Origin of the sequence: Streptomyces fradiae ATCC 10745 = DSM 40063, from assembly GCF_008704425.1 — a bacterium.
Lineage (GTDB): Bacteria > Actinomycetota > Actinomycetes > Streptomycetales > Streptomycetaceae > Streptomyces > Streptomyces fradiae.
Window position 1 is genome coordinate 3,766,679 of the sequence record NZ_CP023696.1, and the last position, 18,532, is coordinate 3,785,210.

17 protein-coding genes are annotated in these 18,532 nt (G+C 75.3%); 13 read left to right on the forward strand and 4 right to left on the reverse strand.

Annotated elements, in window-relative coordinates; translation table 11 throughout:
- Positions 1 to 2: 2 nt before the first annotated feature.
- The 3 genes from CP974_RS16830 to CP974_RS16840 all read left to right on the forward strand — a co-directional run bounded on the left by CP974_RS16830 (position 3) and on the right by CP974_RS16840 (position 2,975).
- Positions 3 to 686: an ABC transporter permease gene (locus CP974_RS16830; protein ID WP_031133457.1), complete on the forward strand. Its 684-nt coding sequence runs from the start codon at positions 3 to 5 to the stop codon at positions 684 to 686.
- Complete coding sequence (locus CP974_RS16835; protein ID WP_031133455.1) at positions 683 to 1,660, forward strand: ABC transporter substrate-binding protein; 978 nt, start codon at positions 683 to 685, stop codon at positions 1,658 to 1,660. The genes CP974_RS16830 and CP974_RS16835 overlap by 4 nt, the downstream gene beginning before the upstream one ends.
- Positions 1,661 to 1,766: 106 nt before the next feature.
- Positions 1,767 to 2,975: a coiled-coil domain-containing protein gene (locus tag CP974_RS16840; RefSeq protein ID WP_031133453.1), complete on the forward strand. Its 1,209-nt coding sequence runs from the start codon at positions 1,767 to 1,769 to the stop codon at positions 2,973 to 2,975.
- Between the two features lie 166 nt (positions 2,976 to 3,141).
- Here the strand turns inward: CP974_RS16840 and CP974_RS16845 are convergent, their stop codons facing one another.
- Positions 3,142 to 4,302 (reverse strand): NADH-quinone oxidoreductase subunit D, encoded by a 1,161-nt coding sequence (locus CP974_RS16845; protein ID WP_031133451.1) that lies wholly within the window; start codon positions 4,300 to 4,302, stop codon positions 3,142 to 3,144.
- 5 nt (positions 4,303 to 4,307) lie between these two features.
- On the reverse strand, positions 4,308 to 5,384 hold the full coding sequence (locus CP974_RS16850) for an SAM-dependent methyltransferase (protein ID WP_051839659.1): 1,077 nt from the start codon (positions 5,382 to 5,384) through the stop codon (positions 4,308 to 4,310).
- Positions 5,385 to 5,700: 316 nt separating this feature from the next.
- On the opposite strand from CP974_RS16850, the gene CP974_RS16855 reads away from it, so the two are divergent.
- The 3 genes from CP974_RS16855 (at position 5,701) to CP974_RS16865 (ending at position 8,292) form a co-directional block, all read left to right on the forward strand.
- Entirely contained in the window at positions 5,701 to 6,900 is a 1,200-nt protein-coding gene (locus CP974_RS16855) for a sensor histidine kinase (RefSeq protein WP_031133447.1), read from the forward strand.
- A 106-nt stretch (positions 6,901 to 7,006) separates the two neighbouring features.
- On the forward strand, positions 7,007 to 7,687 hold the full coding sequence (locus tag CP974_RS16860) for a response regulator transcription factor (RefSeq protein ID WP_031133542.1): 681 nt from the start codon (positions 7,007 to 7,009) through the stop codon (positions 7,685 to 7,687).
- On the forward strand, positions 7,687 to 8,292 hold the full coding sequence (locus tag CP974_RS16865) for an AAA family ATPase (RefSeq protein WP_031133540.1): 606 nt from the start codon (positions 7,687 to 7,689) through the stop codon (positions 8,290 to 8,292). The genes CP974_RS16860 and CP974_RS16865 overlap by 1 nt, the downstream gene beginning before the upstream one ends.
- 25 nt (positions 8,293 to 8,317) lie before the next feature.
- Here the strand turns inward: CP974_RS16865 and CP974_RS16870 are convergent, their stop codons facing one another.
- Together CP974_RS16870 and CP974_RS16875 are read right to left on the reverse strand one after the other, a co-directional pair.
- Positions 8,318 to 9,412 (reverse strand): DUF5937 family protein, encoded by a 1,095-nt coding sequence (locus tag CP974_RS16870; RefSeq protein WP_031133538.1) that lies wholly within the window; start codon positions 9,410 to 9,412, stop codon positions 8,318 to 8,320.
- Between the two features lie 307 nt (positions 9,413 to 9,719).
- Positions 9,720 to 10,949: a threonine aldolase family protein gene (locus tag CP974_RS16875; protein ID WP_085921335.1), complete on the reverse strand. Its 1,230-nt coding sequence runs from the start codon at positions 10,947 to 10,949 to the stop codon at positions 9,720 to 9,722.
- Between the two features lie 407 nt (positions 10,950 to 11,356).
- On the opposite strand from CP974_RS16875, the gene CP974_RS16880 reads away from it, so the two are divergent.
- From CP974_RS16880 to CP974_RS16910, 7 genes are all read left to right on the forward strand, one after another.
- A complete protein-coding gene (locus CP974_RS16880) occupies positions 11,357 to 12,304 on the forward strand; it encodes a Rossmann-like and DUF2520 domain-containing protein (RefSeq protein ID WP_031133534.1) in 948 nt (315 codons plus the stop codon).
- Positions 12,301 to 13,380 (forward strand): pantoate--beta-alanine ligase, encoded by a 1,080-nt coding sequence (gene panC, locus CP974_RS16885; protein ID WP_031133532.1) that lies wholly within the window; start codon positions 12,301 to 12,303, stop codon positions 13,378 to 13,380. The genes CP974_RS16880 and panC overlap by 4 nt, the downstream gene beginning before the upstream one ends.
- On the forward strand, positions 13,377 to 15,329 hold the full coding sequence (locus tag CP974_RS16890) for an L-aspartate oxidase (protein WP_223844573.1): 1,953 nt from the start codon (positions 13,377 to 13,379) through the stop codon (positions 15,327 to 15,329). The genes panC and CP974_RS16890 overlap by 4 nt, the downstream gene beginning before the upstream one ends.
- Positions 15,326 to 16,369 carry a carboxylating nicotinate-nucleotide diphosphorylase gene (gene nadC, locus CP974_RS16895; RefSeq protein ID WP_031133528.1) on the forward strand — a complete coding sequence of 348 codons (1,044 nt, stop codon included), beginning with the start codon at positions 15,326 to 15,328 and terminating at the stop codon, positions 16,367 to 16,369. Before CP974_RS16890 ends, nadC begins: the two co-directional genes overlap by 4 nt.
- Before the next feature lie 3 nt (positions 16,370 to 16,372).
- Complete coding sequence (locus tag CP974_RS16900) at positions 16,373 to 17,179, forward strand: type III pantothenate kinase (RefSeq protein ID WP_031133525.1); 807 nt, start codon at positions 16,373 to 16,375, stop codon at positions 17,177 to 17,179.
- Positions 17,180 to 17,363: 184 nt separating this feature from the next.
- Positions 17,364 to 18,116 (forward strand): hypothetical protein, encoded by a 753-nt coding sequence (locus CP974_RS30310; protein ID WP_174887796.1) that lies wholly within the window; start codon positions 17,364 to 17,366, stop codon positions 18,114 to 18,116.
- A 14-nt stretch (positions 18,117 to 18,130) separates the two neighbouring features.
- Positions 18,131 to 18,316, forward strand: coding sequence for a hypothetical protein (locus tag CP974_RS16910; RefSeq protein ID WP_031133521.1), 186 nt, complete (start codon positions 18,131 to 18,133; stop codon positions 18,314 to 18,316).
- Positions 18,317 to 18,532 lie beyond the last annotated feature (216 nt).

The window sequence follows — 18,532 nt, forward strand, 5'->3', positions numbered from 1 at the left end:
CGATGGGTGTGGTGGGCGACGCCTGGGCGTGGCTGTCGACCGGCGCCAACTGGCGCGGCGAGGCCGGCGTGTGGCACCGGCTGGGGGAGCACCTGTGGTTCAGCGGGATCTCCCTGCTGGTGGCCTGCCTGATCGCGCTGCCGCTCGCGTTCTGGCTGGGGCACGTCGGCCGGGGCGGCGCCCTGGCGGTGAACGTGTCGAACGTCGGCCGCGCGGTGCCCACGCTGGCGGTGCTGGTGCTGCTGACGCTCACGCCGCTGGGCCGGTACGGGGGCGTGCCGGCGGTCGTCGCGCTGGTGCTGTTCGCCGTGCCGCCGCTGCTCACCAACACGTACCTGGGCATGCGCGAGGTGGATCGGACGGTGGTGGAGGCCGCGCGCGGCATGGGGATGTCCGGCGGGCAGCTCTTCCGTACGGTCGAACTGCCCCTGGCGGCGCCGATGGTGATGACGGGCCTGCGGCTGGCGGCCGTCCAGGTGATCGCCACGGCCACCCTCGCCGCGATGGCCGGCGAGGGCGGCCTGGGCCGGATCATCACGGCTGGTTTCCACACGTACGACACGGCGCAGGTGTTCGCGGGGGCGCTGCTCGTGGGCGCCCTGGCCCTGCTGGTCGAGGGCGTGCTGGCGGCGGCGGGCAGGGTGCTCGCGGGCCATGGACCGAACGGACGGAGACCTGAATCGTGAGAAGCGCGAACAACCGCCTGGCCGTCGCGGCTCTGGGCGTCCTCGCCCTGACCGCGGGGCTCACCGGGTGCGGAGGCAGCCTGGAGGAGCGCGGCGGGTCGACCGGCGACCCCTCCGGGACCGGGGGCAAGGGCGCGGTCGTCGTCGGCTCGGCCGGCTTCACCGAGTCGCGGGTGCTCGCCGAGCTGTACGCGGGCGTCCTGGCGGACGCGGGATACCGCACGTCCATCAGGACCGTGGAGAACCGCGAGCTGTACGCACCCTCCCTGGAGAGCGGCGAGATCGACGTCGTACCGGAATACGCGGCTACGCTTGCGGAATTCCTCAACGCGAAGGCGAACGGCCCGAAGGCGGCCCAGGAGAAGCCCGTCGCGTCGAGCGATGTGACGGCCACCGTGGCCGCCCTGGAGAAGCTCGCCGCGCCGCGCGGGCTGAAGGTCCTTCCGGCGGGTGACGCGGTCGACCAGAACGCTTTCGCGGTGACCAGGGAATTCGCCGCCGAACACCAGCTGAAGTCCCTTTCCGATCTCGGCCGTTCGAAGATCAAGGTGAAGATCGCGGCGGGCGACGAGTGCACCGTCCGGCCGTTCTGCGCGCCCGGTCTGAAGTCCGTCTACGGAATCGACGTGGCGGGCGTCGACCCCAAGGGCGTGGGCACGCCCCAGGCCAAGCAGGCCGTGAAGGACGGCGCCGCGCAGCTGGTGCTGACCACGACGACCGACGCCACGCTCGACGCCTTCGGACTGGTGCTGCTGGAGGACGACAGGAAACTCCAGAACGCCGACAACGTCCTGCCCGTCGTCAATGCGCGGGACGCCGGTTCACCCGGCGTCGCGGACGCCCTCAACAAGATCACCAAGTCGTTGTCGACGGCGGATCTGGTCGAGCTGAACCGGAAGGTCGACGCCGAGCGCGCAAAGCCCGCCGACGTGGCGAAGGCTTACCTGGAGGAGAAGGGACTGGTCGGTGGGTAACGGCCGCCCGTACGGGAAGTGGAGTCACCGTGCCGGTTCGCCGCGCGCACGGAACAATGCCGGGCCCCCGTCCCGAACTTCCCGTACGCACGGTAAATTTCAGGCCATGCCACGTGGACGCCACCGCCATTCCCCACCCCTGCACCGGCTGCTCCCGCCCTCCGCGGTGGCCGGCGCGTCCGTCCTGTGCGCGGCGGGCGCCTGGCTCCTCGCCGATCCGCTGGGGCTGCGTCTGCTCGTCGCCGCGGCGGCGGCCGCCGCGGTCACGGGAGCGGTCCTCATGCGCTCCTGGGACCGCGCGGCCGGCCGGCGGGTCGCCGAGCTGACCCGCGCCAGGGCCGGCGACCAGTGGAAGACCGAGGAGCGCATAGCCGATCTGGAGGCCGACCTCGAGGAGGCCCGCGAGCTGCGTGCCAAGCTGGACGCGAAGCTGCGCGCCAAGCGGGTCGAGCTCGCGGGGCTGCGCAACGAGCACGCGGAGCTGCTGCGCCGGTACGCCACCGCCGAGACCCAGCGCGCCAGCGCGCTGGAGGGCCGCCGCCGGCTGGCGCTGGGCGCCACCGCCCCGGGGGCTCGCGGCACGGGCGGTACGGCCGGCGCTCCGGCGGGCGGCGCTCCGGCGTCCGGCGGGGCGCCCGCGGTCACGTCCGCCGCGCCGGCCAAGGAGGACTACCTGCGCGCGGCGCGGGCCCTCGACAGCCTCGCGCGCAACGCCGCGGAGCAGAAGGCCCGCCGCTCCGCCGAGCCGTCGGCCGGTCGTCCCGCCGATCGACCCGCCGATCGCCCGGCCGGTCCCGTGGCCGGGGTGCCGGGTGCTCCTGCCGGGGCGATCGGTCCGGCCGGTTCGCCCGCCGGCACGGCCGGGTCCTCCGCCGGCGCGGCACCCGGCCTCACCGGCCCGGTGTCCGGTACCGCCGGGCCCACCGGGCCCACCGGTCCCACCGCCGGGGCGACCGGCACGTCCGCCCTCGCGATGCGCCCCGTCCCGGCGGCGGCCACCATCGTCCCGTACGCCGCCCGGCGCCGCCCCGTCCCGCGCCCCTCGGGCAGCTTCGACTTCTTCGGCACGCGGAAGGCGGCCCCCGCGCCGGGCGGTGACACGCCGGGCGGTGACAAGAAGAAGCCCGCCGCGATCGAGGCGGCCGTCCAGGACGAGGACCTGGCGGACGTCGTCGGCGAGGAGGCCCTCGCCGAGGCCGGCCCGGCCGGCCGGGAGGCGGCGGGGCGGGCGGTCGGCGAGGTCATCGACCTCACCGCGCACGACGAGACCGAGCAGCTCGACGTGGCCGGGCTGCGCGACGCGGTCGGCTCGTAGGCACGGCGGGGCGGCGCGCGTACGGCACGCCGCTGGAGCACACCCAGCTCGCGCTGGAGACCGGAGGCGGCCGGGGACATGTGGTCCCCGGCCGCCTTCCGCGCGTCAGGGGGCGCCCCGCACGGGGACGCCTGCCCCGGGCCGCCGGGCGTCCGCCGTACCGCGGCTACTTGTCGATGTCGCCGACGACGAAGAAGAACGAGCCGAGGATCGCCACCATGTCCGAGACCAGCGTCCCGGGCAGCAGCTCCGACAGCACCTGGATGTTGTTGTAGGAGGCGGAGCGCAGCTTCAGCCGGTACGGGGTCTTGTCGCCCTTGGACACCAGGTAGTAGCCGTTGACGCCGAGCGGGTTCTCCGTCCACGCGTACGTGTGGCCCTCCGGGGCCTTGAGGACCTTCGGCAGCCGCTGGTTGACCGGGCCGGGGGGCAGCTCGGCGATCCGGTCCAGGCACGCGTCGGCGAGGTCGAGCGCGTTGTGCGTCTGCTCCAGCAGGCACTCGAACCGCGCGAGGCAGTCGCCCTCCCGCCGGGTGACGACCTTCAGGGTGTCCTGGAGCTCTCCGTAGGCGAGGTACGGCTCGTCGCGGCGCAGGTCGAAGTCGACGCCGGAGGCCCGGGCGATGGGGCCGCTCACCCCGTACGCGTGCGCCGCCTCGGGGCTCAGCACGCCGACGCCGCGGGTCCGGCCGCGGAAGATCTCGTTGCCGAGGACCAGCCGGTCGTACACGTCCATCCGGGAGCGGACGGCGGCGACGGTCTCGCGGGTCCTGCCCAGCCAGCCCGCCGGGAGGTCCTCCTTCAGCCCGCCGACCCGGTTGAACATGTAGTGGATGCGGCCGCCGGAGACCTCCTCCAGGATGTGCTGGAGGTCCTCGCGCTCCCGGAAGGCGTGGAAGATCGGCGTGATGCCGCCCAGCTCCAGCGGGTACGAGCCGAGGAACATCAGGTGGTTGAGGACCCGGTTCAGCTCCGCGAGGAGGGTCCGCGTCCACACGGCACGCTCCGGGACCTCCATGCCGAGCATCCGCTCGACGGCGAGGACGACGCCCAGCTCGTTGGAGAACGCCGACAGCCAGTCGTGGCGGTTGGCCAGCATGATGATCTGCCGGTAGTCGCGTGCCTCGAACAGCTTCTCGGCGCCGCGGTGCATGTAGCCGATCACCGGCTCGGCGTGGCGGATCACCTCGCCGTCGAGGACCAGGCGGAGGCGGAGCACACCGTGCGTCGAGGGGTGCTGGGGGCCGATGTTCAGCACCATGTCGGTGCTCTCCGCGGCACCGCCGATGCCGACCGTGGTCTCCCTGGGCTGGGTGGTCTCCGTCATGCCGCTCAGTATCCCCCGGCGGGCCGCCCCTGGAGCAGCCAGGTGAAGTCGCCCAGGCCGCCCCGCGCGGTCAGCTCGGCGGCCTCCCCGGCGCCGGCGAGGGCCCGTACGTAGGCGGCCGGATCGGAGGAGGCCAGCGCGAGCGGCGGGCGCTGCCCGGACACGCCGAGCCGCCGCAGGGCGTCCCGCTGCGACAGCAGCTCGGCCGGGCCGGACGCGGCGGCGGCGCACGCGTCCAGCGCCACGTGGGAGGTGAGGTCGCGGGTGCCGTCCGGGACGGGCGGGACCTCCCGGCCGTCCCGGAAGCCGGTGAGCGTGCCGTAGGGGGGCCGTGCGCCCGCCGTGTGCGCGTAGTCGACCGCGACCGCCAGCCCGGCCGCCACGGTGCCGGCCGCCGCCGCCCACGCCTCGTCGCGGGGGCGGCCGATCTCGGCGCGGGCGCCCGGCCCGCGCAGCGGCCACCAGCGGTCGAGCCACCCGGCGTCCGCCCCGCGGACCGGTGGGCCGAGCCGTTCGGCGCCGTCCCGGCGGACCTCCACGTACCGGGGCGTGCCGTCGTCGTCCACCTGGGCGACCTCGACGGGGACGTTGTCCAGCCACTCGTTGGCGAACAGCAGGCCGCGCACCCCGGCGGGCGGCTCGGCGACCCACTCGACGCGCGGGTCGAGGCCCGCGGGCCGGGGCGCGCGCTCCACGGCGTACGCCCGCAGGCGCACGCCTTCCGGAAGCCTGCCGGGCTCCGGCCGGGCGCCGCCCGGCCCGGCGCCCGGCCCGGCGCCGCCCGGCCCGTGTGTGGTGCCCGGACCGCCCGCCGGGACCCCGGTGCCCGTGGCGCCGCCCCCCGCACCGGGCGCGGCCGACGCGTCGAGGGCGGCCAGCACGCCGGTCACCAGCTCGCCGCGCCCCGCGCCCATGTCGACGAACACCACCTCGTCCAGGTCCCCGGCGGCCCGCAGCTCGCCGGCGACCCGGACCAGGAGCCGGGCGACGGCACCGGCGTACAGACGCGAAGCGTGGACGGAGGTGCGGAAGTGGCCGGCGGGGCCCTCGGGGCGCAGGTAGAAGCCGCCCGGCCCGTACAGCGCCTCCTCGGCAGCCGCCCGCCAGCCCCGCCACGGCCCCGGCCCGCCGCCCCGGACCCGGGCCCGCCCCCGCGTCGGGCCCGCCTCCGGGCACGGTCCCCGGCCCTGGTTCCGCCCTCGGTCCGGGCCCTGGTCCGGGCCCGTGCCCCGCTTGCCGGACGCGTCCGCTCCGCCCGTCTCCGCCGTCTCATCCGCCACGGGCCCAGTGTCCCTCCCGGTGCCGCCGCGCGGGTCCACCCTGCGGAGTAGGCCAGCCGGAGAGGTATCGCTCTCCTGGTTGACCCGTGCACCTATCGGATTTCCCTACGCTTGCTACGTGCAGCGCCTCTACGACTTCCTCCGCAGACACCCGACGGGCGTCGACAGCTTCTGGGCGGTGATGCTCTCCGGGTTCTCCGCCCTGTGGGTGGGCACGGTCCCGGAGGACGGGCCGCACCGGGGGGTCGCCGTCGTCATCGTCCTGCTGTTCGGGCTGGTCGTGGCGTTGCGGCGGCGCGTGCCCGAGGTGATGCTGCTGCTGGCGGTGGCCCTCGGCTGCGCCCAGCTCGTGGTGGGGCTGCAGCCCAACCCGGCCGACTTCGCGATGCTGGTGATCATCTACACGGTCGCCGCCCACGACGGGCCGCGCTGGGCGTCGCGGCTCGCGCTGGTCGGCGGGGCGTGCGCGGCGACGATCTCGCAGCTGCGGTGGCCGCTGGAGGGGGTCTCCACGCCGGGCCAGGTGTTCTTCACGGTCGTGATGTCGGTGCCGTTCGTGCTGGCCTGGGTGCTCGGTGACTCGATGCGCACCCGCCGGGCGTACCTGGCCCAGCTGGAGGAGCGCACCGACCGGCTGGAGCGGGAGCGGGAGGCGCAGGCGAAGGTGGCGGTGGCCGCCGAGCGGGCCCGTATCGCGCGGGAGCTGCACGACGTGGTCGCCCACAACGTGTCCGTCATGGTCGTCCAGGCGGACGGCGCCGCGTACGTCCTGGACAGCTCGCCCGAGCAGGCGCGGCAGGCGCTGGAGACCATCTCCTCCACCGGGCGGCAGGCCCTCGCGGAGATGCGGAGGCTGCTCGGCATCCTGCGCACCGGCGAGCCGGAGGAGGCGGGGGAGTACGTGCCACAGCCCGACGTGCAGCAGATCGAGGACCTCGTGGAGCAGGTCCGCACGGCCGGCCTGCCCGTCGAGTTCACCGTGGAGGGCACCCCGCGCCGGCTGCCCAGCGGGGTCGAGCTCACCGCGTACCGCATCGTGCAGGAGGCGCTGACCAACACCCGCAAGCACGGCGGCCCCGACGCCGGGGCCAAGGTGCGGCTGACGTACTTCGACGACGGACTCGGCCTGCTGGTCGAGGACGACGGCCGGGGCGCCGCGCAGGAGATGTACGTCGACGGCGGCGCCGACGGCAGGGGTCACGGCCTGATCGGCATGCGCGAGCGGGTCGGCATGGTCGGCGGCACCCTGGACGCCGGCCCGCGCCCGGGCGGCGGCTTCCGGATCAGCGCCCTCCTCCCCCTGCAACCCGCCCGCTAGCCCCACCGCCCCGCCCCGCCCCACCCCGTCCCCCGGCCCCACCCCGTCCCACTCCGTCCCGCCCCACCTCGCCCGCCTTGGCCCCGCTAGGAACAGGACCCCAGACATGACCATCCGGCTGATGCTCGTCGACGATCAGGTGCTGCTGCGCACCGGCTTCCGCATGGTGCTCGCCGCCCAGCCGGACATGGAGGTGGTGGCGGAGGCCGGCGACGGGGTGGAGGCGCTCCAGGCGCTCAAGACCACGCCGGTCGACGTGGTGCTCATGGACGTCCGCATGCCGAAGCTCGACGGGGTGGAGGCCACCCGGCGCATCTGCGCCGAGCCGGGCGCGCCCCGCGTCCTCATCCTCACCACCTTCGACCTGGACGAGTACGCCTTCTCGGGGCTGAAGGCGGGCGCCAGCGGCTTCATGCTCAAGGACGTGCCGCCCGGCGAGCTGCTCGCCGCGATCCGCGCCGTCCACAGCGGCGACGCGGTGGTGGCGCCCTCCACGACGCGCCGCCTGCTGGACCGGTTCTCGCCGATGCTGCCCAGTGGCGGCGGCAGGCAGTCCGAGCACAAGGCGGTCTCCCGCCTCACCGACCGGGAGCGGGAGGTCATGCTCCTCGTCGCCCAGGGGCTGTCGAACGGCGAGATCGCCGCCCGCCTCGTCCTCTCCGAGGCGACCGTGAAGACCCACGTGGGCCGCATCCTCACCAAACTGGAGCTCCGCGACCGCGTCCAGGTCGTCGTCCTCGCCTACGAGACCGGCCTGGTCCGCGCCGGCGGGGGGAGCCTGTCCTGATGCTGCTGTGGCTGAACGGCCCCTTCGGCGGGGGCAAGACGCAGACCGCCCACGAGCTCCACCGGCGCCTGCCCGGCAGCGTCGTGTGCGACCCGGAGGAGGTCGGCTTCGGTCTGCACCGCATGACCCCGCCCCCGCTGCGTGCCGACTTCCAGGACCTGCGGTCCTGGCGGCAGGGCGTCCACGAGGTGCTCGACCTCGTCCTGCGCCGACACGGCACCGGGCCGGTCATCGCCCCGATGACCCTCGTCGACCCCGGCTACTTCGCCGAGATCGTCGGCCGCCTGCGCGACGACGGCCACGAGGTGCACCACTTCGCGCTGCTCGCGGGCCGCGACACCGTCCTGCGGCGGCTGGCCGAGCGCGGACTGGGGCGCGGCCTGAAGAGGGAGAGCTTCGCCGTCGCCCGGCTGGACCACTGTCTGGAACGGCTCTCCCGTCCCGAGTTCGCCCACCACCTCCACACCGACCGGATGACCGTCCCGCAGGTGGCCGACGCCGTGGCCGCCCACGCCGGGCTGCGCCCGCTGCCCGACACGTACGGCCCGCTCCGGCACCGCCTCCACCGCGCCGTGGTCGGGCTGCGCCACATCCGCCTCGGCTGAGGAGGCGCGGCCCGCGCGGAGACGCCTAGCGCAGCACCGTCTCCAGGAAGTCGCCGCCGATCCGCGCCACCGCCGCCACGTCGAGCTGGTGCAGGACGTAGCGGCCGCGGCGGCGGACCGTCACCAGCTCGGCCTTCTTCAGCACCGACAGGTGGCGCGACACCTCCGGCGGCGTGATCCCGTACGTGTCGGCCAGCTCGCTCGTGGTGTACGCACCGCGCGCGAGCTGCCGGCACAGCCGCATCCGCAGCGGGTGGGCCAGGGCCTCCATGCGTCGCTGCAGCAGCTGCACCGAGGCGGGGCCCGCCACGGACGGCGCACCGACCGGGTACTGCACCACCGGGCGCCAGCGCGGCGCGTGCAGCACCACCAGGTGCGGCCAGCCGAAGCTGGTCGGCAGGAACGTCATGCCGGCTCCCACCGCCGGGTCCGTCGCCGTCGTCCGGGCGTGGGTCATCTTGTCCACCTGGATGAGCCGCCGCGGCCCGTCCTCCTCGACCGCGACGGCGGGCGACACCGCCCGTACGGCCTCGGTCACCCCCCTGTGGCGCAGCAGCTCGCCCTTCTCGCGTGCGTCGGCGACCAGGCCGGGCCCGACGCGCCGCCACGTGTCGGCGAAGAACGCCTCTTCGCATTCCTCGAACAGGCGCCGCAGCCACGCCCTGACCCCACTCGGGTCGTCGAGCAGCCGGCGGGCGAACTCCAGCTGCCGGGGCCCCCGGTTCGCGGCCAGTTCCAGCACACGGGCCGGCCGCACCGGCTCCTCCTCCATGGAGGAGGAGCAGTTGAACTCCAGCGCCGCCCGGACGAACCGCTCCTCGTCCAACCGGTCCAGCAGATCCAGCTCCTCCGCGAGCGTCGTCCCCGGCCGCCCCCCGCCCGGCAGCCCCGCGTACGGGTGGAAGACGTCCGACATCGTCGCCGTCCACAGGAAGTTCGCCTCGTGGAGCCGGTCGGCCAGGTCCGGCTTGAGTCCCGCCGCCGTCGCCGTCGCCCATCCGTGCAGCCCCGGATGGTGCGCCGGCTCGTCCAGCGCGTGCAGGGCCACGCCGAGCTCGGCGAGGGGCGAGACCGCGAAGTCGATCCGCTCGGGCGGCAGGCCGGTGATGTCTATCGTCACGCTCACGCCCCCTATGGTGCGCCGTGCCGGATGGAGCGGACGCTCGCTTGACGACCCTGGTCAATCGATGGGCCTCCCCCGCCTTGACCGCCGCAGCCTGGTCCCGTGAACGCGACCCAGCAGCACCTCCTCGACTCCTACCGTGCCACCGTCCACGGCCGCCCCCTTCCGCCCCCGCCGGGCACCACACCCCTACGGGCCCTCTTCCACCGAGCCTCCTCCCCCTCCCGAACGCCCAGACCCGTCCCGGCCTCCGCCACCCCTTGAGGTCGCACCGACCGCCTTCCGGATCAGCCTCCGATCAGTCCTACCGCGTCTCCCTCACCTCCTCCCGCAACACCTGCCGCACCGACTCCATGAACTCCGCCACCGCCTCCCTCACGTCGTCCGCCGTCCACTCGAGCCCCGGCGCCGTGACCCCCACCTCGGTCACCGCGACGCCGGGCGGGCCACCCGCGCTCCCCGCGTACCAGCTCTGGAAGAGAGCCGTCCCCGCCTCCTCCGCCTGCCGGACCGCAGCCTCCGTCAGCGCCTCGGGCGGGTACGGCAGCCACACCTGGAACTCGTGGGTGTGCGGCACCTCGGGGTGCACCCGGAACCACGGCACGCCCGCCGCCTCGAACCCGGCACGGAGCGCATCCGCCACGACCCGCGCCTGCGCCACGTAGGACGGCAGCCTCGGCAGTTCCTGCTCCAGGCCCAGCAGCGCCGCGAGCGCCGCCGGATGCTGCTGGAAGACGCCGCCCCCGTATCGGTGGCGCCACACCCGTGCCTCGTCCGCGAACGACTCCGGCCCCACCAGCGCCGCCCCCGACATGCCGTTCAGCGACTTGTAGAACGACACGTACACGCTGTCCGCCAGGCCGGCGATCTCCGGCAGGTCCCGTCCGAAGTGGGCCGTCGTCTCCCACAGGCGGGCCCCGTCGAAGTGCACCACCGCGTCCCTCTCACGGGCCGCCTCCACCACCTCCTCCAGCTCCTCCCAGGCGGGCAGCACGAACCCCGCGTCGCGCAGCGGCAACTCCAGCATCAGCGTCCCGAACGGCTCCCCCACCGCCCGTACCTCCTCGGCCGTCGGCAGCCGGCCCGCCCGTGTCGGGTGGACCGTCCGCAGCCCGCTCAGCGCCCCCAGCGCGCCCTGCTCGTGCACCTCCGGATGGGCCAGCGGATGCAGCGCGACGACCTGGCTGCCGGTGCGCCCCGCCCAGCACCGCAGGGCCACCTGCTGCGCCATCGTCCCCGTCGGGAAGAACACCGCCTCCGGGAAGCCGAGCAGCTCCGCCACCCGCCGCTCCAGATGCCCGACGATGCCGTTGCCGTAGAGGTCGACGGCCTCGTCCAGGTCGTACACCGACGGCCCCTCGGCCGCGAGCCTCGTGAGCCACTGCGCCGGTGTCGTCTCCGCCGACGTCCGGTGCAGCGACCTCCCGGCCGCCCGCCACGCGGCGTTCCGCCGCCGCCGTTCCGCCCCCTCGTCCTCGACCACCCCGCCTGAGTCCGCCTCCTTGCCGTCGTCCGCCTCGGTGCCGTCGGTCACCTCCTTGCCGTCGGTCACCTCCTGTTCTTCGAGCACCTCGCCGCCGGCGTTCACTTCCGCGTACCCGTCCGCCCCCTCGTCCTCGACCGCCTGCCTGGCTCCGTCTGCTCCCCTGCCTTCGGCCTCCTCTCCCCGCGTCCCGCGCCCGCGTTCGTTCTCCTCCGGCCGTCCCTGCCCGGCCTCCGTGCTCTTCTCGGCCCCGTCGCGGCGTCCGGCGAGCTCGCTTTCGTCACCCATCGCATCAGTCATGCGGCGATCATGCCCAGGCGCCGTCCACAGCCGCGTGGGATTATCGGACCGGCCTATGGGGCCTGTGGACGGCCCGGAGGCGGCGGCGAAACGCTGGCGTAGCATGACGAGAAATCGTCCGGTACCCGCCGAGGACTGGAACGGAAGGCCGTCGCCACGTGAACCCACCAGCAGAACCCCGCCCCGCCCGGCTCTCCGTCGGCGTCGTCGGCGCCGGCCGGGTCGGACCCGCCCTCGCCGCGTCCCTGCAGCTCGCCGGGCACCGCCCGGTCGCCGTGTCCGGTGTGTCCGACGCGTCCCTGCGGCGCGCCGCCGACCTGCTCCCCGGCGTCCCCGTCGTCCCGCCCGCGCAGGTCATGGAGCGCGCCGAGCTGGTGCTGCTGACCGTCCCGGACGATGCCCTGCCCGGCCTGGTCCAGGGTCTCGCCGAGACCGGGGCCGTCCGCCCCGGGCAGCTCCTCGTCCACACCTCCGGCCGGTACGGCGTCGCCGTCCTGGACCCCGCCCGCCGCGCCGGGGCGCTGCCGCTCGCCCTGCACCCCGCCATGACCTTCACCGGTACGAGCGTCGACGTGCAGCGCCTCGCCGGGTGCTCCTTCGGGGTGACCGCGCCGGAGGAGCTGCGCCTGGCCGCCGAGGCGCTCGTCATCGAGATGGGCGGCGAGCCCGAGTGGATCGCCGAGGAGGCCCGCCCGCTCTACCACGCGGCCCTCGCCCTGGGCGCCAACCACCTCGTCACCCTGGTGGCCCAGTCGATGGAGCTGCTGCGCCGGTCCGGCGTCGGCTCGCCCGACCGGATGCTCGGCCCGCTGCTCGGCGCCGCGCTGGACAACGCGCTCCGCTCCGGTGACGCCGCCCTGACCGGCCCCGTCGCCCGCGGGGACGCCGGGACGGTCGCGGCGCACGTGGCGGAGCTGCGCAAACACGCCCCGGCGACGGTCGCCGGCTATCTGGCGATGGCCCGCTCGACCGCGGACCGGGCCCTCGCACACGGGCTGCTCAAGCCAGAACTCGCGGAGGACCTGCTCGGAGTCCTCGCCGCGGGACCCGCGGGAGAAGAACGCACCGACGACACCGAAGGCCCGGAAGGGGACACCAGCCGATGAGCCCGACGCCGCACTCGCCAGGGACGTCCGGCGGCACCTCGGGCGCCCACCCCGGCGTCACGCTCGTCCACACCCGTGAGGACCTCGACCGGCTCGTCGACCAGGCCCGCGGGGCGGCCCCCGGCTCGCAGGTGGCCGTGGTCATGACCATGGGCGCCCTGCACGACGGGCACGCCACACTCGTGCGGGCCGCGCGCGGGCGGGTCGGACGGGACGGGTTCGTCGTCGTGACCGTCTTCGTCAACCCGCTGCAGTTCGGCGCGGGCGAGGACCTCGACCGCTACCCCCGCACCCTCGAGGCCGACGTGCGGGTCGCGGGCGCGGCCGGAGCGGACGCCGTGTTCGCGCCGTCCGTGGAGGAGATGTACCCGGGTGGCGAGCCGCAGGTCCGCCTCTCCGCCGGCCCGATGGGGGAGCGGCTCGAAGGCGCCTCCCGCCCCGGCCACTTCGACGGCATGCTCACCGTCGTGGCCAAGCTGCTCCACCTGACCCGACCCGACGTGGCGTTCTTCGGGCAGAAGGACGCCCAGCAGCTGGCCCTCATCCGGCGCATGGTGCGCGACCTGGCGTTCCGCGCCGAGATCGTCGGCGTGCCCACGGTCCGGGAGCCCGACGGCCTGGCCCTCTCCAGCCGCAACCGCTATCTGTCGCCCCGCGAGCGCCGCACGGCGCTGGCCCTGTCGGCCGCGCTGTTCGCCGCGCGCGACCGGCTCGCCGCCCAGCAGGCGCTTCGCGCACGCGCCGAGACCCTGCCGACGTCGCCGAGCCGCGCCGAGGCCCTGTCCCGGCTCGGCGAGTCCCGCGCGGCGGCGGACGCCCACGCCGTCGCCCAGGTGGCCCAGCACGGCCAGGGCGGCGGTGCCGACGGCGTCCGCGCGGCGGCCCGCGCCGTCCTCGACGAGGCCGCCGAGGCGAAACCGCCCCTCCACCTCGACTACCTCGCCCTGGTGGACCCGGCCGACTTCACCGAGGTGCCCGACGACCACACGGGCGAAGCGGTCCTGCTCGTCGCGGCCCGCGTCGGCACCACGCGGCTGATCGACAACCTGCCCCTCACCTTCGGAGCCCCCGCATGACCGGCATACGACTGCATGCCCCGGCGCCCGGCTGGGCCATCGACGCCGACGTGGTCGTCGTGGGCTCCGGCGTCGCCGGCCTGACCGCCGCCCTGCGCTGCACGGCGGCCGGGCTCCGTACGGTCGTCGTCACCAAGGCCCGGCTCGACGACGGGTCCACCCGCTGGGCGCAGGGCGGGATCGCCGCCGCGCTCGGCGAGGGCGACACGCCCGAGCAGCACATGGAGGACACCCTCGTCGCGGGCGCCGGCCTGTGCGACGAGGAGGCGGTCCGCGTGCTCGTCACGGAGGGGCCCGACGCGGTACGCCGCCTCATCGCCACCGGCGCCCGGTTCGACACGGACGCGGCCGGCACGATCGAGCTGACCCGGGAGGGCGGCCACCACCGCCGCCGCATCGCCCACGCGGGCGGTGACGCGACGGGTGCCGAGATCTCCCGCGCCCTGGTCGACGCGGTCCGCGAGCGCGCCGTCCGCACCATCGAGAACGCCCTCGTCCTGGACCTGCTCACCGACGCCGACGGACGCACGGCCGGCGTGACCCTGCACGTGATGGGCGAGGGCCAGCACGACGGCGTCGGCGCCGTCCACGCCCCGGCCGTCGTCCTCGCGACGGGCGGCATGGGCCAGGTCTTCTCGGCCACCACCAACCCGGCCGTCTCCACCGGCGACGGCGTCGCCCTCGCCCTGCGCGCCGGGGCCGAGGTGAGCGACCTGGAGTTCGTGCAGTTCCACCCGACCGTCCTGTTCCTGGGCCCCGAGGCGGAGGGCCAGCAGCCCCTGGTCTCCGAGGCGGTACGGGGCGAGGGCGCCCACCTGGTCGACGCGGACGGCGTCCGGTTCATGGTCGGACAGCACGAGCTGGCCGAGCTGGCGCCCCGCGACATCGTGGCCAAGGGCATCATGCGGCGCATGCGGGAGCAGGGCGCCGACCACATGTACCTCGACGCCCGCCACTTCGGCGCCGAGATGTGGGAGTCCCGCTTCCCGACCATCCTCGCCGCGTGCCGCACCCACGGTTTCGACCCGGTGACCGAGCCCATCCCGGTCGCCCCCGCCGCCCATTACGCCTCCGGCGGCGTCCGCACCGACCTGCGCGGCCGCACCACCGTGCCGGGCCTCTACGCGTGCGGGGAGGTGGCCTGCACCGGCGTGCACGGGGCGAACCGGCTCGCCTCCAACTCCCTCCTGGAGGGCCTGGTCTTCGCCGAGCGCATCGCGGACGACATCGCCACCACCCTCGCCACCACCCTCGCCGCCCCGGAGACGGCCGCCCCGGAGACGGCCGACCCGGAGACGGCCGACCCAGCCACGGCGGGCCCTCACCCGCACGGCCCCGCCTCCGCCGGCCCCGGTCCCACCACCGCCCCCGGCGGCCCGGAGCCCCGCACGGCCACCCCCGTCCCGCACCCCGCCCCCCGTGTCCTGCCGCTGCTCGACCCGGCCGCACGCCCGCGCGTGCAGCGGGTGATGACCCACGGCGCGGGCGTCCTGCGCTCCGCCGACAGCCTCGCGAAGGCGGCCGAGCAGTTGGACGCCATCCACGGCGACGCCCTCGGCGGGGCCGGGGGGAGCGGCCACAAGACGGCCGAGCCCGGCGTCGAGTCCTGGGAGACCACCAACGTCCTGTGCGTGGCCCGCGTCCTGGTCGCGGCCGCACGCCACCGCGAGGAGACGCGCGGGTGCCACTGGCGCGAGGACCGCCCCGACCGGGACGACGCCGCCTGGCGCCGCCACCTCGTCGTACGTCTCCGTCCGGACCGGAGCCTGGACGTCCGTACGACCGCCACCCACGACTTCCCCCCGACCGACCGGCCTCTGAGCCACTCCGCCGCCGGCACCCGAGACCCGGCCCGAGACCCGGCCCGAGACCCGGCCCGAGACCCGGCCCGAGACCCCGCCCACCACCCCGCCGCACAGGCCGCCGCCCGCAGGGAGCAGCAAGCATGACCACGCCCGAAGAACGCCCGCAGCCCGTGGACGTCCCCCTGATCCAGATCGGCGCCCCCGCGCCCGCCGAGGACCCGGCGGAAGCGGTCGGCGGCTGCGGCGACGGCTGCGGCTGCGGAGCCGGCCCGGAGGGCGACGAGGTGTACGAGTGCGGGCTCGACCCGGCGCTCGCCGAGCTCCTCGCCCAGCTGGGCCTCGACCCGGTGCTGGTCGAGGACGTCGCGTACCGCGCGATCGAGGAGGACCTCGACGGCGGCGTGGACGTCACCACCGTCGCGACCGTCCCCGAGGACGCCGTCGCCACCGCCGACTTCACCGCGCGCGAGGCGGGCACCGTCGCCGGCATCCACGTCGCCGAGGCGGTGCTGTCGATCGTGTGCACCGAGGAGTTCGAGGTGGAGCGGCACGTCCTGGACGGCGACCGCGTCGAGGCGGGGCAGAAGCTGCTGTCCGTCACGGCCCGCACCCGCGACCTGCTGACGGGGGAGCGCAGCGCCCTCAACATCATGTGCCGCCTCTCCGGCATCGCCACGGCCACGCGCGCGTGGGCGGACGCCCTGGAGGGGCACAAGGCGAAGGTCCGCGACACCCGCAAGACCACGCCGGGCCTGCGCGCCCTGGAGAAGTACGCGGTCCGCTGCGGCGGAGGCGTCAACCACCGCATGTCCCTCTCCGACGCCGCGCTGGTCAAGGACAACCACGTGGTGGCGGCCGGCGGCGTGGCGCAGGCGTTCAAGGCCGTGCGCGAGCAGTTCCCCGACGTGCCGATCGAGGTCGAGGTCGACACCCTCCACCAGGTCCGCGAGGTCCTGGAGGCGGGCGCCGACCTGATCCTGCTGGACAACTTCACGCCCGCCGAGACCGAGGAGGCCGTCACGCTCGTCGCGGGCCGCGCCGTCCTGGAGTCGTCCGGCCGGCTCACGCTGGAGAACGCCGCCGCCTACGCCGCGACGGGCGTGGACTACCTCGCGGTCGGCGCCCTCACCCACTCGTCGCCGATCCTCGACATCGGACTCGACCTGCGAGAGGCCCGGGGCTGACCGATGCTCCTCACCATCGACGTCGGCAACACCCACACCGTCCTCGGCCTCTTCGACGGCGAGGAGATCGTCGAGCACTGGCGGATCTCCACGGACGCCCGCCGCACCGCCGACGAACTGGCGGTGGTCCTCCAGGGCCTGATGGGCATGCACCCGCTGCTCGGCGAGGAGCTGGGCGACGGCATCGAGGGCATCGCGATCTGCTCGACGGTCCCGTCCGTGCTGCACGAGCTGCGCGAGGTCACCCGCCGCTACTACGGCGACGTGCCCGCCGTCCTGGTCGAGCCCGGCATCCGGACGGGCGTGCCGGTCCTGACCGACAACCCCAAGGAGGTCGGCGCCGACCGGATCATCAACTCGGCGGCGGCGGTCGAGCTGTACGGAGGCCCGGCGATCGTCGTGGACTTCGGTACGGCGACGACGTTCGACGCGGTCAGCGCGCGCGGCGAGTACGTCGGCGGGGTCATCGCGCCCGGTATCGAGATCTCCGTCGAGGCGCTCGGCGTCCGGGGCGCGCAGCTCCGCAAGATCGAGGTGACCCGCCCGCGCGGGGTGATCGGCAAGAACACCGTCGAGGCCATGCAGTCGGGCATCATCTACGGGTTCGCCGGGCAGGTCGACGGGGTCGTCCAGCGCATGCGGCAGGAGCTGGTCGGCCCGGACGGCGACCCGTCCGACGTGACGGTCATCGCGACGGGCGGGCTCGCGCCGATGGTGCTGGGCGAGGCGAAGCTGATCGACGAGCACGAGCCGTGGCTGACCCTGATCGGCCTGCGCCTGGTCTACGAGCGGAACGTGTCCCGCATGTGACGCGCACGCAGCGCCGGTGCGGGAAACCGCGGGCCACGGAGCCCGGCGGGAAGCCGGGCAGCGGCGGCCACGGGAGCGCGGCCGGCAGCCACGGAACGGCGGCCCTGGAGCGGGGCCGGGAGCAGAACGCGCCCGGCCCCGCTCCTGCACCATCTTTGACCGCTATGCCCGTATTGTCGGAACTATGCCCACGCCATACGGATCCCGAGGCGGCCTGGCGTTCAGCGCAGACGAACTGCGTGTGCTGCGACGCGCCCTGGGCCACGCCCTGCACCCGACCAAGCTCGCCGACGAGGACGTGCGGGACTGTCTGCGCCTCGCCGGTGCCGTGGACGAGGCGGTCCGCGAAGGCGGCAGGATGAGGGCCTTCGTCCTGGCCGACCTGGCCCGCTACCGGGCCGCCCTGCCCGGTGCGTCCCCCGGCTACCTGGACCTGCTCCGCGACGCCCTCGCCGCCGGGTACGACCCGGTGCCCGCCGACCTGGCGGCGCTGCGCTCGCTGCGCGGCGCGCGGGAGGCCGCCGCGCTTCTGGCGCGCTGCGAGGAACTGGCCGAGCGGTCCGTACGCGCCCGCCTGGCGGCCCGCCACGCCCCGGCCGCGCACGCTGTCCCCGCACCCCCGGCCGCGCACGCCGTCCCGGCACCGCACACCGTCCCGGCGCCCGCGGCGGCGCGGACCGCACCCGCGCCGGCCACTCCAGCCGCCCCGGTCGCTTCGGTCGCTCCGGCCATCCCGGCCCCGGCCACCCCCCGCACCCGTCTGCTCGTCCTCCAGGGCGGGCGGGCCGGGGACGGCGCCGAGGAGCCGAAGCGGCCCCAGCCGCCCAAGCCGTCCGCGCCCGCGCCGGCGGGGCGCCCGGTGCCCAAGCCGTCCGAGGTCTTCCCGCCGCGCCGCCGCCCGACTCCGCCCCCGTCGGAGAAACGGGTCGCGGGGTAGTTACGCTGGACGCCATGGACTACGTATCCGCGCTCCTTCCGCCCGTGGTGATGGCCATCTTCTTCACCGTGGTCATCGTGACGATCGTCAAGAGCCAGGGCGGCCCGAACAAGTCCAAGGAGGACGCGGCCGTCGACGCGGCGTTCGCGCGTGCCGAGGCCGCACGGACCGAGGGTGCGCCGAAGCCCGGCAAGGCCTGACGCCCATCGGGCCCGGCCCCCGGAGCACCCGAAGCCCCCGCCCGCACCCCCGCGGGCCCGGGCGGGCAGAGGCCCCGCCCCGGCGGCCCACGACCGGGGCCCGCCGGAGCCGTGCCCCGGCCTACGGCCGCAGGGCCACGGCCCGGTGCCGCGACCCAGAGCGTGGCCCCCGAGCATGGCCACCCCCGAGCATGCCCCCGGAGCATGCCCCAGAGG

Excerpts from the sequence above, each read along its gene's own strand:
- CP974_RS16830 (WP_031133457.1), top strand. The coding sequence starts at position 3 with ATGGGTGTGGTGGGCGACGCCTGGGCGTGGCTGTCGACCGGCGCCAAC.
- CP974_RS16840 (WP_031133453.1), top strand. The coding sequence starts at position 1,767 with ATGCCACGTGGACGCCACCGCCATTCCCCACCCCTGCACCGGCTGCTC.
- CP974_RS16845 (WP_031133451.1), bottom strand. The coding sequence starts at position 4,302 with ATGACGGAGACCACCCAGCCCAGGGAGACCACGGTCGGCATCGGCGGT.
- CP974_RS16860 (WP_031133542.1), top strand. The coding sequence starts at position 7,007 with ATGACCATCCGGCTGATGCTCGTCGACGATCAGGTGCTGCTGCGCACC.
- CP974_RS16865 (WP_031133540.1), top strand. The coding sequence starts at position 7,687 with ATGCTGCTGTGGCTGAACGGCCCCTTCGGCGGGGGCAAGACGCAGACC.
- panC (WP_031133532.1), top strand. The coding sequence starts at position 12,301 with ATGAGCCCGACGCCGCACTCGCCAGGGACGTCCGGCGGCACCTCGGGC.
- CP974_RS16890 (WP_223844573.1), top strand. The coding sequence starts at position 13,377 with ATGACCGGCATACGACTGCATGCCCCGGCGCCCGGCTGGGCCATCGAC.
- nadC (WP_031133528.1), top strand. The coding sequence starts at position 15,326 with ATGACCACGCCCGAAGAACGCCCGCAGCCCGTGGACGTCCCCCTGATC.
- CP974_RS16900 (WP_031133525.1), top strand. The coding sequence starts at position 16,373 with ATGCTCCTCACCATCGACGTCGGCAACACCCACACCGTCCTCGGCCTC.
- CP974_RS30310 (WP_174887796.1), top strand. The coding sequence starts at position 17,364 with ATGCCCACGCCATACGGATCCCGAGGCGGCCTGGCGTTCAGCGCAGAC.
- CP974_RS16910 (WP_031133521.1), top strand. The coding sequence starts at position 18,131 with ATGGACTACGTATCCGCGCTCCTTCCGCCCGTGGTGATGGCCATCTTC.